Genomic DNA, 16,644 nt, shown 5'->3' on the forward strand with positions numbered 1-16,644 from the left:
TCCTAATTATAGAATGAACTGCGAACCTTGTCAAATTTCAAAGAGCTGAAAATGAAATTCCATGACTTCTAAAGCAAAGATGATAAACAAAAAGACCGAAGCTCATAATCTGAACTTCGATCCTGATCTCAAATTCTCTTACAAACATTCCATCAGCCGCCGCGTCAGCTGCTGCTTGATCTCCTTATCCGCAAACGCCGCCCGGACACTGTTGAGATTGAGATGAATCAGATCCTCGCGGGTTAATCCCAAGTAACGCACTGCCTTGTCATATTCCTGATCCAATGTCGTATCGCTGATCGTCATGTTATCTGTGTTCAGTGTCACGATCGCCCCGCGCTCCATCAACGGTTTCAAGGCATGATCGCTGTACGAAAGCTGGTTGCGGCATTGGACGTTGCTCGTCAGACACATCTCCAACGGAATCTTCTTTTCGATCACTTCCTGCAGCACAGCACTGTCTTCCAGGCAATGTCCGCCATGGCCAATCCGGCTGGCGCCCAAATCCAAGGCTGACTTCACTGAAGCCGCCGGACCGCTTTCTCCTGCATGGATCGTGTAAGGAATTCCATATTCCTTCGCTTTTTTAAAGCAATCGGAATAGCCTTCCATCGGCGTGATGCCCTCAGCCCCTGCCAAGTCCACGGCAACAACCCCTTTGCCTTTAAATTCATAAGCTGTCTGGACCGTTTCCAGATTCGCTTCGTGATTCAGCGACGGTTCACCCAGCGTCATCAAACACAAGATCAGACCGACCTTGATCTGCGGATGTTCGCACATCGCGATCCGCATTCCTTTGATGACTGCTTTGACAGCCTGATGCTGCGTCAGACCTTTCTGCGTATGAAACTGCGGCGCAAACCGCAATTCCGCATATTCCACACCCTGCAAAGCCAATGTTTTCACTAGCTCCCGCGTACAGAGCACCAGTGCTTCCTCATCCTGCAGAATCGCAATCGGCAGCTCAAAACGCGCCAAGAATTCATTCAGGCTATTGTTGTCGCGGCTGACGACGATCTGACTGCGGAATTGTTCCAGGGTACAGGCAGAATCAATCAGCTGACGATCCTGAGCCAAAGCATAGGCCAACTTTAACGGCAATGAGCCGTCTAAATGAACGTGCAGATCAATTTTCGGAAATGAATATTCCATCATAAAACCTCCATTCTCTGTATTTTAATTGTCATTGATCCATCAATCCCAAAGCTTTCTCCTTATTTCATTCTGTTCAATTTTTCCCTGTTCACAACAGCGGATCCAACGAAACTAAAATTCAAATGAATAAGGAAAAAAGCCCGGCTTTATTGAAATAAAGGTTACGCTGTTCCATCTGCTTTGTCAATCAAAACTCTCATTCCGTTCATGAATCCGATTGGTTTCAAACAGTGCGCGGATCTGCTTCGGATCCTGACTTTGCCCCAACACCCACATCAGTTTCGTTACCGCGGCTTCACTGGTCATATCCTTGCCTTCCAGCACGCCATAACGCAGCGCTTTCTGTCCGACTTCATAAACGCTGAAATCACTTTGTTCATACAGGCATTGACTGCAGACAACAACCGTGATGCCCGCCTGTGTCATCTGCTGGAGCTTCGCCGTTAAATCTCTGCGGATAAATGACAAACCGCCGATCCCAAAGGCTTCGATCACCACACCGGCGCACTGCATCTGGATCAGCGCATCAAATAACCGCGGATTCATGCCAGGGATCAATTTAATCAGAACAACCTCCTTGCACAGCTGGCTGCGCAGCTGAAAAGGTCCATCCACCTTAGGCAGCAATCCTTCCCGGATATTTAACCCACGGCTGTCAATCCAGCCGACCGGTTTCACATTGACACTTTCAAAAGCCTGAAAATTAGTTGTCCTGACCTTGACTGCCCGTGTTCCCAATAAGATCTGACGGTTAAAGGCTACAAAAACACCGGGGTGGCCGCTCGCCGCCATCGCCAGTGCGGTTCGGATATTTTCTAATCCATCGCTCAGCGGATCCGTCAGCGGTAACTGCGAGCCGGTCAGCACAACGGGAAGCGGTACATTTTCCAACATGAAGCTCAATGCCGAAGCGGTGTATGCCATCGTATCTGTACCATGGGTTAGGATCACGCCTTCCGCCCAGCCCTCTGCGATCAGCTCCGCTACTTTTTCAGCAATCCGCTGCCACTCCTCCGGCTGAATATTGGAACTGTCCAGCGTAAACAAATCCCAGGTTTTGATTTCATATTGGTCGATCAAATTCCCTAACAGCCGACGCAGTCCGCCAGCGTCCAGCTGCGGTGTCAAGCCTTCATCCTGTTGAGCACAGGCAATTGTTCCGCCTGTTGTCAGCCATGCGATTCTCTTCATTGGTTCCTCCCCTGCCGTCTGTTTGGACGGGATGTTTTTTATTTTCAAGCTTTTTGAATATTGCGTATCTTTCCAGCTTTATTGTTACTTAACCTTATTTTAACTTGGATCCGTTCTATTATCAACTTCATCCCATAGATTCGCTTTTTCTTACCCATTGAACAAAAATATTGGAAAACTTATCCCAATATGTTCCCTATCCGTTATAATAGAGATAGAGCCGAACCCGGCACATCGGCGGGGTCAATACCAGATAAAAAATAAGGAAAGAAAGGAGATCCCTTATGAATCGGAAACAAAAAGGACTTCTTGGAGGAATTTATTTTATTGCCTGCCTGCTTATTCAAATTGTTTTGTTGTGGGGCTTCCACAAACGAATGGACATCCTGTGGCTGATCGGTCTGGCTTTGATTGTTTTCGCTTATGCCGGGGCAAGCCATATTTCTTTGGATATCTATCATTCCGCTTTTCATTCCATGCGTAATCTGCGTGACGACCATCAAGAAAATGATCCTGCACCACTGCTGCCTTATCTTTTTGCGGCACTGCCGCTTGTGATCAACTTGATTCTGGCTTATCAGTTTTTTTGATATCTTTTTTCGGTGTCAGAGATAAGAATCATTCCCTGGGAAATGACGACTTGCTTGCGGTTGTCATTTTTTTTATTTTGCTTCCGGTCTCTTTCCTCAACGATTCCGACATTCAGCTTCAGTCGGAATCATCCCGTAATGAGTCTGATAAGCACTGATTCTTTGCGCTGCACAGTTTTTACCGGAATCACTTTTCATGGATATTGGTTGGAGTTTTCCTGCAAAGAATGTTATTTTAAAATTGAAAGTTCTATATCAAGAAAAGAGGGGATCCAATGGAGCCGGAATTGAAACAATTATTTGTGCTTTTAAAAACCGATCAGCCCATCACTTCTGTTCAACTGGCAGCGGCGGTTCATCTCAGTGAAAAAACCGTGCGATCCCGGCTGAAACGATTGGCGGATGAACTGAAAGAACACGGGGCGCAGCTCATTGCCAAACCTGGTACGGGCTATCAAATTACCATTCTTGATCCGTCGGCTTTAAATCAATGGCTGGCGGAAGCCCCACAGACGCCGATTCCGTCAACCTTTTCCCAACGGGTTGATTTTCTGCTGGAATATCTGTTAGATCATCCGGCTTACGTGAAACTGGAAGACCTCACACAGAAAATTTATGTTTCCCGAAATACGTTAAGTGCTGATCTCAAACAGGTAGAATCAATCCTTCATCTCTACCATTTGACAATTAACCGCCGACCCAACTATGGAATCCGGGTTGAGGGTGATGAATTCAATCGCAGGCTTTGTCTTGCAAACTGCGTATATAAAAATAATATGAGCTTCATCACCAATCCGCTGCAGAAAGCCGAGGGTCAGATCATCTTTGAAATCCTCAGTCAGATTTTCCGTAACCATCATATTCGAATTTCTGAAACTTCGTTTGAGAATTTGATCGTTCACATTGTGATTGCCAATCAGCGCATTCAGAGCGGTCAGCCGATGATCTACAGTGAAAATGCCCGAACTGAAATGCGGCAGTTAGTCGGCGATAAAATTCTAACAACCGCCCAGGCGGTCTGCACGGCACTTCAAAAACAATTTGATATTGTTTATACGGAAGATGAACAATATTACATTGCACTGCATATCAGCGGCAAAGCCAGCTCCGATTCCCAGGGAAAATACGGCAGCAATCTTGTCATCAGCGCCCAGATTGACGAACTCGTTTTAAAGATGCTCAACGCGGTTTATGAAGGCATGCTTCTTGATTTCCGAGATAATTTGGAGCTGCGCGTATCGCTCAATCAGCACATGGTGCCCCTCGACATCCGGATGCGCTACAACATCCCGCTGAAAAATCCGATCCTCAAACAGATCCAGCAGCAGTATGCCTTTGCTTATACCGTAGCCGTCTGCGGCTGTACAGCGCTCATTGATCATTATGGAAAGGAAGTGCCGGAGGATGAAATCGCGTATCTGGCCGTCTTGTTCGCTTTAGCCATGGAACAACGCGACCGGCCTGTCCGCCGCTACAACATTGTTGTGGTCTGCGTCTCTGGACGGGGAACCTCCCAGCTGTTCTTATACAATTATAAGCAGGCCTTCGGCAAATACATCAACCGGATTATCGAAGCCACTGTCTTTGATTTGGAAGAGCTGGACTTCAAGGGGCTGGCTGTCGACTTCGTCTTTACGACCGTGCCGCTGAACATCAGCCTTCCCGTACCGGTCTATGAGATTTCCCTGCTGCTGAGTGATAAGGAAATCAACAGCTATCAGCGCATCTTTGAAAACGGCGATGATCGTTTTCTTAACCGCTACTTTGACAGCCGCTTGTTTCTCCCTTGTGTTCAGGCGGAAACCAAAGAACAGGCATTGGCCGAAATTTGTCAGGCTGTCACGCACAGCCGATCCGTACCGGACGACTTCTATGAGCTGGTCATGAAGCGGGAAGAAATGGGTCAGACCGATTTTGGAAACTGGGTGGCGATTCCCCATCCCTGCCGGATTTTAGGCAGCGGCAAGTTTGTCATGGCGGCCATTCTGGAAAAACCGATTTTCTGGGGACATTACGAGGTTCAGGTCATCTTTTTGATCTCCCTGGCAGAACAAGATCCGGATGCGGAAGCCTTTTACCGCACGATTACCAATTATCTTTCCAATGTCGACTTAGTGGAAAAAACGATCCGCTGCCGGACTTTTGCCTGTCTGATGGACTGTTTAAAAGAAGCTTGGCGGCACTGATATCACAAATATTTCCGCAGTCTCCCCGGAAACATTCCGGTTGGAGTTATCAAAAAAGCAATGCTAGACTGAATTTATCAACATGGTGTCCGATTTCAGACTTTGCTGCAGAAAAGATGAAATCCGATATCCATGGTGAAGAAAGGAGCCAAAGAAATGGCAAATGAAATTGAACTGACAATCATGCAGCTGATCACTGCGGCCGGGGACGCCCGCAGCCTGGCGATTCAGGCGATCCGCACTGCACGCGCCAAAAACTTTGAAGAAGCGGACAGGCTGATGATTGAGTGCGATAAAAAAATGGTGGAAGCCCATCAGTGCCAGACCGGTCTGATCTTTGCCGAAACCAATGGCAGCCCGGTTCCCATTTCCTTATTGATGATCCATGCGCAGGATCACGTGATGAACGCGATGACGGTCAAAGACATGGCGGTGGAAATGATCGAAATGATCCGGGCTGCCGCTTGAAATGAAATGATATGAAAAGTGAGGATAAACAAATATGAAAAATATCGTCCTGCTCTGTGCCCAGGGGATGTCAACGGGCATGTTGATGAATAAAATGCGCTCGGCCGCGAAAGCATCCAGCTATGAATGCACAATCAGCGCCACTTCCGTCAGTCAGGCAAAATCCGCGGCGGAAACTGCCGACTGCATTTTAATCGGGCCGCAGGTTCGCTATGAACTGGAAAACGTCAGAAAGCAATGCCCAAACCTGCCGGTTGAAGTGATCGACATGGTCGCTTATGGTCGGTTGGACGGAGCTAAAGTTTTAGCGGCCGCAAGAAAACTAATGGGCGATTAACGCCTGACTTACAATGAAGAGGAGAATTTACAATGAGTAAACTGGATAAAATTACGGAGAAAGTCATGAAATTTGCCCAGCTGCGTTATGTAAAAATTATTATGAACGCCTTTATGGGCATCGCCGCTTTCTCCATCGGAGCATCGCTCTTTTCCCTAGTCAAATCGATTCCGATTGGTCCCTGGCAGACTTTCCTAACCACCAGCGGCTTCGGCAATGTTCTTTCAATTCCGATCAATATGGTTTCCAACCTTTATGCCGTCATGGTTGTTCTGTGTGTCGGTTATGAAACGGCAAAATCGTTTGGTCAGCGGCCGCTGCCGGCTGCCATGGTCGCCTTTGGTTCGTTTATGATCGTCACTCCGTTTGAAGCCCCAGTGAGTCTGGTGAACGAAGCCGGCGAAACTGTCACCGGCCTTGCCAGCAATGTGCTTTCTTTAAGTCCGTTGGGTTCGCAGGGAATCTTTGTCGCGATGCTCTGCGGTCTGATCGGCGCCCGTTTATATGTCTTCCTGCTGCAGAAAAATATCAAGATCAAAATGCCGGATTCGATTCCGCCTTCAGTTGCCGGCATGTTTGAAACAATGATTCCAGCGGGTATCGTCTTCATCTTGTTTATGGCTCTGCGCATGGGGTTTGCGCAGACACCGTACAGCACGATGCAGAGCTTTATTTACACGATGCTGCAGAAACCGCTGATGGGAATTGGCGCCAATCCAGTTGGAGCCGCCTTATATCTGATGTCCGGCAAGCTGTTGTGGATGTTCGGCATTCATGGCGATATGCTGACCTATGCTACTTTAGGTTCCATCCGTTCCGCCGCTATTCAAGCCAACATGGCTGCCTTTGCCGCTGGAGAAGCCGCTCCTTATCTGGAATGGGCGATGCTGACACCAATTACCAACGTCGGCATTCTGGGATTAACGATTCTGTTGTTGTTCTCCAAAGCAAAGCAATACAAAAGTTTGGGCCAGCTTTCCATCGCCACTTCGATTTTCAATATTACAGAACCGGTGATGTTTGGCTTCCCGATTATTTTAAACCCGATTATGGCGCTGCCGTGCGTCCTGTGTCCGGGAATCTGCGTCATGCTGACATCAATGGTCATGCGTATGGGCTTAGTCGCGCCTTTGACCGGCGTTGCCTTGTCCAATGTCATTCCGACGCCAATCTATTTCTGGATGGCCACCAATTCCATTTCCGGTTTAATTTGGGGTTTAATACTTGTCGCGGTATCAGTTGCCATCTTCTTACCGTTCTTCAAAATCGCAGAGAAAGCGGCAGTCAAAGAAGAACAAAAAGAAATCGAAACCAGCGAAACCGCACAATAGTTTCATCCAAGGATGCCCAGCCGCATCCTTTTTAAAAAGAAATGGAGGCAAATCAACATGACAGGATTTCCTAAAGATTTTTTATGGGGCGGCGCCACGGCTGCCAATCAATGTGAAGGGGCTTGGAATGAGGATGGAAAAGGCATCAGCATCGCCGATGTTCTGACCTGCGGCGGCCTAGCTAAATATACGGCAGAAGTGCCCGGTGTACCAGAATCAATGAAAAAACACATTGCGAAAATGCGCGGCGTTACCTACCGCAGCGATCATCAGACCGGCGCGGCGATCGCGTTTAAGATGAACACTTATCCCGAAACCGGAATTCCGGTCATTTTGGAGGATGAATATTATCCGAATCATCAAGCGATCGACCACTATCACCGATATAAGGAGGATCTGGCACTCTTTGCCAAAATGGGCTTCAAATGTTATCGGATGTCCATCGCATGGACTCGGATTTATCCTACCGGTGAGGAAGACACGCCTAACGAAACGGGCCTGCGGTTCTATGACAGCCTTTTTGATGAATGCCTGAAATACGGCATCGAACCAATCGTCACACTTTCGCATTATGAAATGCCGCTGGCGCTGACCTTAAAATATAACGGCTTCGCGGATCGGCGCGTCATTGCGTGTTATACGAAATACGTGAAGACGGTCTTTGATCGTTACCAGCATAAAGTGAAATACTGGCTGACCTTCAACGAACTGAACTCCGTCGTCCACAGCGGCTTTATCAATGCCGGAGTCTTCTCAAAGGATCGCCGCCTGATCGAAACCGCCAGCTATCATCAGCTGTTGGCCAGTGCGGAAGTTGTCCGTTATGCGCACCAGCACTATCCGCAGTTTCAGATGGGCTGCATGATCGGCGTTTCCCCTGCCTATCCTTACAGCTGCAGGCCAGAGGACAATCTCGCCGCGTTAAAGCAGAACCACCAGCGCGACACCTATTATCCCGATGTCCAGATGCGCGGTTTCATCCCAGAATACAAGCTCATCCAGTTAAACCAAGAGGGCATTGCACTACCCATCCAGCCTGGTGATACTGAGCTTCTGAAGGAAGGCTGCTGCGACTTCATGGCCTTCAGCTATTACCAGACCAGCGTGGCTGCGGCTCAGGATGAATCGATGCAGCGGACTGCCGGCAACATGGGCAGCTTTATCTTCAATCCGCATTTAAAAAAGAGCGAATGGGGCTGGCAGATTGATCCGTTAGGGCTGCGCTATACCCTCAACTTATTTTACGACCGCTATCACAAACCGCTGTTCATTGCGGAAAACGGTTTGGGCGCAGCAGACGTATTCAACCCTGATCACACGATTCATGATCCCTACCGCATCGAATATCTGCGCGAGCACATTCAGGCGATCAAAGCTGCGATCGTTGAGGATGGTGTCCAGGTATTCGGCTATACACCTTGGGGCTGCATCGACTTGATCAGCTGCTCAACTGGGCAGATCTCAAAACGCTACGGTTTCATTTACGTCGATGTCGATGACGCGGGTCAAGGTACGCTGAACCGTTATGAAAAAGATTCCTTCGCCTATTACAAACGGGTGATAGAAACCAACGGGGAAGAGTTATAACCCTTCTTCAACTGTTTCCTTAGCTATAAAAATGGATATCAAATAAAAAGAGCGGATGCTCCATCGAAGTTCATTTCTTCGCTTGAAGCAAGCCGCTTTTTTCTGCGATTTACGATAAATCTTCGCCATTGGTGGCAATGACTTTCTGATACCAGTAGAATGAATCCTTGCGTGACCGTTTTTTCGTTCCCTGTCCAAGGTCGTCCTGATCAACATAGATGAAACCATATCGCTTGGACATTTCTGCGCTGGAGGAAGAAATGATATCAATCGGTCCCCAGGCACAATAAGCGATGACCTCTACGCCGTCTTTGACTGCTTCTTTCAGCTGAGCAATATGCTGCCGATAGTAATCAATCCGATACGGATCATGAATCGAACCATCGGCTTCCACCTGATCCAGGGCGCCGAAGCCATTCTCTGCAATCAACAGCGGAATCTGATAGCGATCCCAATACTGACTCAGCATATTGTAAAATCCTAACGGATCCATCCGCCATTCCCACGGCGTCGGTTTCAAATATGGATTCTGTTCGCTGTCGCGCGGATCCATGCCGTTTTTGGACGCGTCGATGATTTTGGTCGAATAGTAAGATAGGGCCAGGAACTGCATCGGATTGGCTTTGATCAATTCTTCATCTTTTTCCTCAATCTGCAGATGAATGCCCTTTTCTTCAAAGTAGCGTAGGGCATAAACCGGATATTCGCCACGCAGCTGAACGTCGCTGAAGAAATACTGCATCCGATTGCGCTTCATCGTCAGCACAACATCTTCCGGACGGCAGGTTGCCGGATAACTGGTGCAATCCGCCAGCATCGTGCCCATCTTGGCCTGCGGATCGATTGTTTTAGCCAGCTCGACGACTTGTGCTCCTGCTACAAACTGATGATGCACAGCCTGATACATCAACTCTTCCATGTTTTCCGCCTGATCGTCATAAATACCTAACGAGCCAAACTGAACGGTTGGAACCAGATTCACCTGGTTGCAGACAATCCAGTATTTGACTTTGCCCTTAAACCGCTCCAGCAGCACGCCGGCATACCGAACGAAGAAATCAATCACCTTGCGATTGGCAAAGCCGCCGTATTCCGTAACCAGCGTCAGCGGTATATCGTAATGTGAAATCGTGATGATCGGTTCCATGCCGGCCTGGATAATCTGATCAATCAGGCGGTCATAAAATTGCAGTCCCTTTTCACTCGGCTCTGCTTCATCGCCGCGCGGGAAAATCCGGCTCCAGGAAATACTCGTTCGGAAACATCGAAAACCCATTTCCTTCAACAGTGCCAGGTCTTCTTTATAGGTATGATAGAAATCAATCCCATAGCGTTTTGGATAATAGCCCTCGGTATCGGCCGCCGCCGCTAAAATCTCCGCCCGGGTTCCGCCACCTTCCTTTGCGATGTGAGCGCGGTCGAGATGGTTGTCATAGCGATGAATATCCGAGGTCGAAAGACCGCGGCCGTCAACATCATAAGCCCCTTCAATCTGGCAGGCTGCGACAGCTCCGCCCCATAAAAAATTTTCGGGAAATCCTTGTGGTACTTTCTTCATGCTTGAACTCTCCCTTCTTCAAGAAGCCCTCCGCAAAAATCATTCCATTGCGAAGGGCTGAAAGCTGGTATCCGACTGCGAAGAATCAGGAATCTGAAAGGCAGCCATGACCACTCAGCTTGGATTTAAGAAACCTAACAATCTTCGCCGTTGGAGGCAATGACCTGCCGATACCAATCGTACGAATCTTTTTTCATCCGCTGTTTCGTTCCATTTCCGTAATCATCCTGATCCACATAAATGAAACCGTAGCGCTTGCTCATCTCGGAGGACGAACAGCTGATGATATCAATCGGTCCCCATGGGAAATAACCGATGACGTCCACGCCATCCTTGATCGCTTCCTTCATCATCGCTACATGCTGACGCAGATAGGAGATGCGGCGCTGATCGTGGATCTTGCCGTCCTCACTGATCGTATCATAAGTACCGAAGCCGTTTTCCGCAATGATAATCGGTTTTTGATAGCGGTCATAATAGTAGTTCAGCACTGTCCGCAACCCCAGCGGATCAATTCCCCAGCCCCATTCACTGGCATCAATGTGCGGATTGGACAGCGCGCCGTCCTCATTAACTCCATAGTTTTTCATACTTTCCGCGGAAGCACAGATCGTATAATAATAGGAAATCGCTAAGAAGTCGGCGGTGTTCTCTTTCAGCACTTTTTCATCTTCCGGACGAATGTCCAGATGAAAGCCTTTCTCGTTGAAAAAGCGAACAGCATAACCTGGATATGTTCCGCGGATTAATAAATCACTGAAAAAGTATTCCATCTGATTGCGCTTCATATTGGCAAAGACATCCTCAGGCTTGCAGGTCAGCGGTTCACTCAGTCCGTCATACACCATCATGCCGATCTGGAAATTAGGATCAATTTGATGTCCGATTTTCGTCGCCATCGCACAGGCTGTACATTCATTGTGGACGCCCTGGAATTTAGCCTCCCACAGATTGTCAACACAATCAGCCGGAATGCCTAAATGGTTAAAGGATTCATGATGAATCAAGTTAATCTGATTGACAAGAATCCAGTATTTGACCTTGCCTTTGAAGCGCCTGAAGACCGTTTCGCAGTATCGGACAAAGAAATCAATCGTCTGCCGGTTTGCCCAGCCATGATACTTGACGGCAAGGTTCAGCGGCATTTCATAATGCGACAGCGTAATCAAAGGCTCCATGCCGTTTTGAATGATTTCATCAATTAAATCCTCATAAAATCGCAGTCCTTCTTCATTGGGCTGTTCATCATCCCCGTTGGGGAAAATCCGCGCCCAGTTGATCGACGTTCGGAAAGCATTCATGCCGGTTCCCGCAAGCAATTTCAGATCTTCCTTATACGTGTGATAGAAATCAATGCCGTAGCGTTTTGGGTAAATCCCCTGAGTATCGCTCAAAGCAGCATCTATATCTTTGAGTGTTGTTTCTTTGTTGGATTTCTTTTTCAGATCGCCCTTGTCCTGAACTTTTAAAATATCCGCGACGCAGATCCCTTTGCCGCCTTCCCGCCAGGCCCCTTCCGCCTGATTGGCCGCAATCGCTCCGCCCCACATAAAATCTTTGGGAAATCCGGTCGGCATTGTTTTCATCATTTCATCCTCCTCATTTGATTTATAATTCCTCGCCGTTGGTGGCGATGACCTGTTGATACCAGTAGAAAGAATCCTTGCGGATCCGCTGCTTCGTTCCGTTTCCGCGGTCATCCTGATCCACATAAATATATCCATATCGCTTGCTCATCTCGCCTTGCGAACAGGAGATGATATCGATCGGTCCCCAGGAAGCATAGCCCAAGACCTCAACTCCGTCTTTGATCGCTTCCTTCACCTGAATCAGATGCTGCCGCAGATAATCAATTCGATAATCGTCGTGAATTGCGCCGTCCATCACCTCATCGAGTGCACCCAGGCCATTTTCAGCGATGAAGATCGGCAGATGATAACGATCCCAATAAAGATTGAGCGAATTGCGCAGACCGATCGGATCAATCGCCCAGCCCCAGATGGAAGCTTGCAGATACGGGTTGGGCTGCGGTGCAGCTTCGTCCGCATTCTTCACCTTTGTGTGATAGTAAGAGAAACTCAGGAAATCAACGGTATTTTCCTTTAACAGCTGTTCTTCTTCCGCGCTGATTTCGACATGGATATCATGATCTTTAAAATAACGCAGCGCGTAGCCGGGATATTCGCCATGGATCAGCACGTCGCTGTAAAAGTAAACGCTCATCTGCATGAATTGTGTATTGGCAAAGACGTTACGCGGATCACAGGTAGCCGGATAGGTTGCATCATCGCCCAGCATCATCCCGATCTGCATTGTCGGATCGATCCTGTGAGCCAGCTGTTTGGCTTTGGCGCTGGCCACAAACTGATGATGCGTTGCCTGATATTTTGCGCTGTCCCAATCGTCAAACTCATCCTCCAGCATGCCCAGCGATGCAAATTCACCCCAGCCGCCCAGAGAATTGATCTGGCAGAAAACAAGCCAATATTTTACCTTGTCATGATAGCGCTGAAATAATACTTCGCAGAAGTGCAGGAAAAAGTCGATGACCGGTTTGCCGTACCAGCCCTGATACTGCTGGATCAGATGGACCGGCATTTCATAGTGCGAGATCGTCATGACCGGCTGAATGCCCAGTCGCAGCATCTCATCAATCAGATCGTCATAGAACCGCAGACCCGCTTCGTTCGGCTCCGTTTCATCGCCATTGGGGAAAATCCGCGTCCAGTTGAAGGAGGTTCGGAAACAGGTGAATCCCATTTCTTTCAGCAAGGCCAGATCCTGTTTATAGGTGTGATAGAAATCGATCCCGCGGCGGCGTGGATAATCTTTCGTTTCATCCTGAGCCGCTGCGGCGATCTCATCACGGGTATGACGGAATCCAACCACCTTCTGACGGCTGTAAATTTCCGGCAGCTCTTCAATATCCGCGATTGAAACCCCTTTGCCGTCGACATTCCAAGCGCCTTCGCATTGATTGGCGGCAACGGCACCACCCCATAAAAATCCGGCTGGAAATCCTGTTGGTACTGATTTCATAGGCTTTTTCTTTTCCATCCGCAGATTCTACTTTGACCTCTGCGGCTTTATCCTTTCCTCTGTGCTTTAATCTAAATCTTCACCGTTGGAGGCAATGACCTTCTGCATCCAGGCATAGCTGTCTTTCTTGATCCGCTGGCCGGTTCCCTTGCCATAATCATCGAGATCCACATAAATGAAGCCATACCGCTTGCTCATTTCCGAAGAAGAACAGGAAACGATATCAATCGGACCCCATGCATAATAACCGCGCAGATCTACGCCATCCTGAATGGCTTCTTTCATCTGCTCGATATGTTTGCGGTAGAAATCCACGCGGTAATCATCATGAATCTGTCCTGCTTCGACCTGATCATAATAACCTACACCGTTTTCGGTAATGTAGATCGGCTTCTGATAGCGGTCATAGAACTCATTTAACAGAATGCGCAGACCGGTCGGATCAATCGTCCAGCCCCAAGGATTGGCCGGCAGTTCCATATTGCGGACAGCTTCGTTGCCATTTTCATAGCTTTCCTTAGATACAATCCGCGTGTAATAATACGAGAAAGAAAAGAAATCGCAGGTATTTTTCAGATCTTCTTCATCGTGTTCCCCGAATTCCACCGTGATCTTGTGATCCTGGAAGAAGCGGAAGGCATAACCTGGATAGCGTCCGCGAAGCAGCACGTCAGCATAGAAATATTCCATCTGATTGTGCTTCAAGGTGGCTAAGACGTCTTCCGGCTTACAGCTGGCGGCATATGCCGGGCCCCCGCACAGCATCATTCCGATCTGCAGATCCGGATAATGAGTATGCGCATAACGGGTTGCCCGGGCACAGGCGACCATTTCATTGTGCACCGCCTGATATTTCGCACTGGCCAGATCCGTCACTTTATCCTCAGCGACACCCAGATGATTGAAGGACTCATGGCCGATCAGATTGATCTGGTTGACGATGATCCAATATTTTACAAGGTCGTGATAGCGGTCAAAAACCACTTTGCAATAACGTTCAAAAAAGTCGATCACTTCGCGTGAATACCAGCCGGTGTAAGCCTGGGTTAAATGCAGCGGCATTTCGTAGTGTGAAATCGTGATCATCGGCTCCATGCCGTGTTTGCGAATTTCCGCAAACAGATCGTCATAGAAGCGCAGACCTGCTTCATTCGGCTCGGCATCATCACCATTTGGGAATATCCGCGACCAGTTGATCGAAGTTCTGAATGTCTTCAAACCCATTTCCGCAAGCAGTTTCAGATCTTCTTTATACGTATGATAAAAATCAATGCCATGACGTTTCGGGAAAACCCGCGTCGTGGAAGCCATCGCTTCTTCTACATACTGGCTTGTCACTTCATCATTGTACTTTTTCGTAATCTCAATATCATCGCGGAATTCATTGATATCGGCAATACACCAGCCTTTGCCGTCGAGATCCCAGGCGCCTTCCGCCTGATTGGCAGCGATCGCGCCGCCCCACATGAAATCTTTTGGAAATCCTGTCGGTATTCTGTTCATCCTTTTTTCCTCCTATTGTAAAGAAAGGATTTCATTGCTGAAATCCTCAGATGTTATTTTTCTAAAGCAGCAAGGCGCTCATTAAAGGCTTTCATGATTTTAAACATTTGTTTGGCAATGTTAATTTCACTGTAAATGGTCATCAGCGTATCCTGGGCATGGGCAAACAACAGTGAATACTCTGATTCCTCCCCGCGGGTTTCTCCCTGAATCGCATCGGTCTGGACTTTATGCGCTTCCGTGATCTTTCCCTGGGCTTCCTTTAACTTTTCCTCAGCCAGTGCAAAATTACTTTCCGCAATGGCATCCAGCGCTTCCTTGCAGGCAACGCGCGCATCCCCGGCATGCAGGATGATCGCCATCGCTGACTGAACTACTTTTTCACTCATCATAAATTGAACCCTCCTGTCCGCGGTTTATTCGCTGACCTCTTCTTCAAGGCACTGCTTTTCATAAGCTTTAAAGAACGGATACCAGATCATGCCGGCAATGACAACTTCAATGATAACAAACAGCACGGCCATCAAATTACCTTGGGAAGCAATCCAGGTTCCAATCGGATATGGGCAGTACCACAATTCAAACTGAATCTGGGCAATTGGGGCAAACGCCAGAACCTTACATCCAATCCAGGTAATCGCCGGCAGGACAATGCCGATGATCCACATTGGCAGCATCATGATCGGGTTGAAAGCGACACAGCCGAAGATGACCGGTTCATTGATGTTGAAGATTGCCGGAGCAATGCAGGCCCGGCCTAAAGCTTTCAGCTTCTTGGCTTTGGACCGCATCAAGAACAAGACCAGCGGTATGGTGCAGGCAATACCACCCCACCACATATACATGACGTAAACCAGGGTTTCTGTATACATGTTTAACGAAGCAACCGTCGCCGTGCCCGCCGCGACCATCGCGATATTGGCAGCGATGCCGGCCAGCTTTACCGGTTCAGTCACCGGGGTTAATACCCAGCTGGAAATACCCATGGAATAAATGAAGCAGGTTAAGAAGTTGATCAAAATGAAGCCGTACCACGTATTCATAACCGTCTGCAGCGGCATGAAGATGCTGGAAACAATCTGATACAGGTTGATATTCAAAACTTGAACAACGATAAATCCACCGAAGATCACTAAGCCGATTGGCAGCAGCGCATCGAACCACTGACGGACGAAATCCGGAATCGCACTGTCTTCTTTAAAGAATGAGAACTTGCCAAAGGCATTGAAGACGATGCAGACGATCAAACCCGTGACGATCGCGCAGAACATACCGCCGGCACCCAAAGCACTGGAACCGAAACCGGCTTGACCTTCCGCGACGACTTCCGGCGTAATCGAGATCAAGAATAAGATCAGACCGGTGCATCCGGCGATCAAACGTTGTTTGCGCAGACGCTTTTTCTCACAGAAATTAAACGGAATCAGAAAGGCGACGAGCAGCGAGACCATGCCCATCGTCCAGCCAAACGGAGTCCAGAACGAGAACGGCAGCGTGATATAATTTTCGACGACGGCGCCGACGCAGAACAGTGAGCCCAGCAAAATAAACGGCAGAATCTGCATGACTGAATCCTTTAAGGTTACGACCCAGACGTTGTGGTTGATTTTGTTCATTTTTGGTGCGAAACTTGTCTCTAACCAATCAATAAGTTTTTGCATCGTTTAACTCTCCTTCTTCTAGTAATCCTCTTCCCCAG

General features: G+C 48.2%; 14 protein-coding genes. 6 read left to right on the top strand and 8 right to left on the bottom strand.

The features are described from left to right. Window positions 1-138: 138 nt before the first annotated feature. Together add and MCG46_RS13555 are read right to left on the bottom strand one after the other, a co-directional pair. Window positions 139-1,152 (bottom strand): adenosine deaminase, encoded by a 1,014-nt coding sequence (gene add / locus MCG46_RS13550; protein ID WP_240280457.1) that lies wholly within the window; start codon window positions 1,150-1,152, stop codon window positions 139-141. A gap of 186 nt (window positions 1,153-1,338) precedes the next feature. After that, entirely contained in the window at window positions 1,339-2,346 is a 1,008-nt protein-coding gene (locus MCG46_RS13555) for an asparaginase (RefSeq protein ID WP_240280458.1), read from the bottom strand. Between the two features lie 284 nt (window positions 2,347-2,630). On the opposite strand from MCG46_RS13555, the gene MCG46_RS13560 reads away from it, so the two are divergent. The 6 genes from MCG46_RS13560 to MCG46_RS13585 all read left to right on the top strand — a co-directional run bounded on the left by MCG46_RS13560 (window position 2,631) and on the right by MCG46_RS13585 (window position 8,845). Then, window positions 2,631-2,936, top strand: coding sequence for a hypothetical protein (locus MCG46_RS13560; RefSeq protein WP_240280459.1), 306 nt, complete (start codon window positions 2,631-2,633; stop codon window positions 2,934-2,936). A gap of 275 nt (window positions 2,937-3,211) precedes the next feature. Continuing rightward, window positions 3,212-5,122, top strand: a complete 1,911-nt coding sequence (locus MCG46_RS13565; protein WP_240280460.1) for a BglG family transcription antiterminator — start codon at window positions 3,212-3,214, stop codon at window positions 5,120-5,122. A 156-nt stretch (window positions 5,123-5,278) separates the two neighbouring features. After that, window positions 5,279-5,590 (top strand): PTS lactose/cellobiose transporter subunit IIA, encoded by a 312-nt coding sequence (locus tag MCG46_RS13570; protein WP_240280461.1) that lies wholly within the window; start codon window positions 5,279-5,281, stop codon window positions 5,588-5,590. A 34-nt stretch (window positions 5,591-5,624) separates the two neighbouring features. After that, window positions 5,625-5,927, top strand: coding sequence for a PTS sugar transporter subunit IIB (locus MCG46_RS13575; protein ID WP_240280462.1), 303 nt, complete (start codon window positions 5,625-5,627; stop codon window positions 5,925-5,927). Window positions 5,928-5,959: 32 nt separating this feature from the next. Next, window positions 5,960-7,258: a PTS sugar transporter subunit IIC gene (locus MCG46_RS13580; protein ID WP_240280463.1), complete on the top strand. Its 1,299-nt coding sequence runs from the start codon at window positions 5,960-5,962 to the stop codon at window positions 7,256-7,258. 57 nt (window positions 7,259-7,315) lie between these two features. Beyond that, window positions 7,316-8,845: a glycoside hydrolase family 1 protein gene (locus MCG46_RS13585; protein ID WP_240280464.1), complete on the top strand. Its 1,530-nt coding sequence runs from the start codon at window positions 7,316-7,318 to the stop codon at window positions 8,843-8,845. A gap of 109 nt (window positions 8,846-8,954) precedes the next feature. Here the strand turns inward: MCG46_RS13585 and MCG46_RS13590 are convergent, their stop codons facing one another. From MCG46_RS13590 to MCG46_RS13615, 6 genes are all read right to left on the bottom strand, one after another. Then, window positions 8,955-10,403 carry a glycoside hydrolase family 1 protein gene (locus MCG46_RS13590; protein WP_240280465.1) on the bottom strand — a complete coding sequence of 483 codons (1,449 nt, stop codon included), beginning with the start codon at window positions 10,401-10,403 and terminating at the stop codon, window positions 8,955-8,957. Window positions 10,404-10,537: 134 nt separating this feature from the next. Next, window positions 10,538-11,989 carry a glycoside hydrolase family 1 protein gene (locus MCG46_RS13595; protein WP_240281455.1) on the bottom strand — a complete coding sequence of 484 codons (1,452 nt, stop codon included), beginning with the start codon at window positions 11,987-11,989 and terminating at the stop codon, window positions 10,538-10,540. 22 nt (window positions 11,990-12,011) lie between these two features. Continuing rightward, entirely contained in the window at window positions 12,012-13,442 is a 1,431-nt protein-coding gene (locus MCG46_RS13600) for a glycoside hydrolase family 1 protein (RefSeq protein ID WP_240280466.1), read from the bottom strand. A 66-nt stretch (window positions 13,443-13,508) separates the two neighbouring features. Further along, entirely contained in the window at window positions 13,509-14,945 is a 1,437-nt protein-coding gene (locus MCG46_RS13605; protein WP_240280467.1) for a glycoside hydrolase family 1 protein, read from the bottom strand. 53 nt (window positions 14,946-14,998) lie between these two features. Then, window positions 14,999-15,337 carry a PTS lactose/cellobiose transporter subunit IIA gene (locus tag MCG46_RS13610; protein ID WP_240280468.1) on the bottom strand — a complete coding sequence of 113 codons (339 nt, stop codon included), beginning with the start codon at window positions 15,335-15,337 and terminating at the stop codon, window positions 14,999-15,001. Between the two features lie 24 nt (window positions 15,338-15,361). Then, a complete protein-coding gene (locus MCG46_RS13615) occupies window positions 15,362-16,606 on the bottom strand; it encodes a PTS sugar transporter subunit IIC (protein ID WP_240280469.1) in 1,245 nt (414 codons plus the stop codon). Between the last annotated feature and the right edge of the window lie 38 nt (window positions 16,607-16,644).

The sequence above is a fragment of the Holdemania massiliensis genome (assembly GCF_022440805.1).
Lineage (GTDB): Bacteria > Bacillota_I > Bacilli_A > Erysipelotrichales > Erysipelotrichaceae > Holdemania > Holdemania massiliensis_A.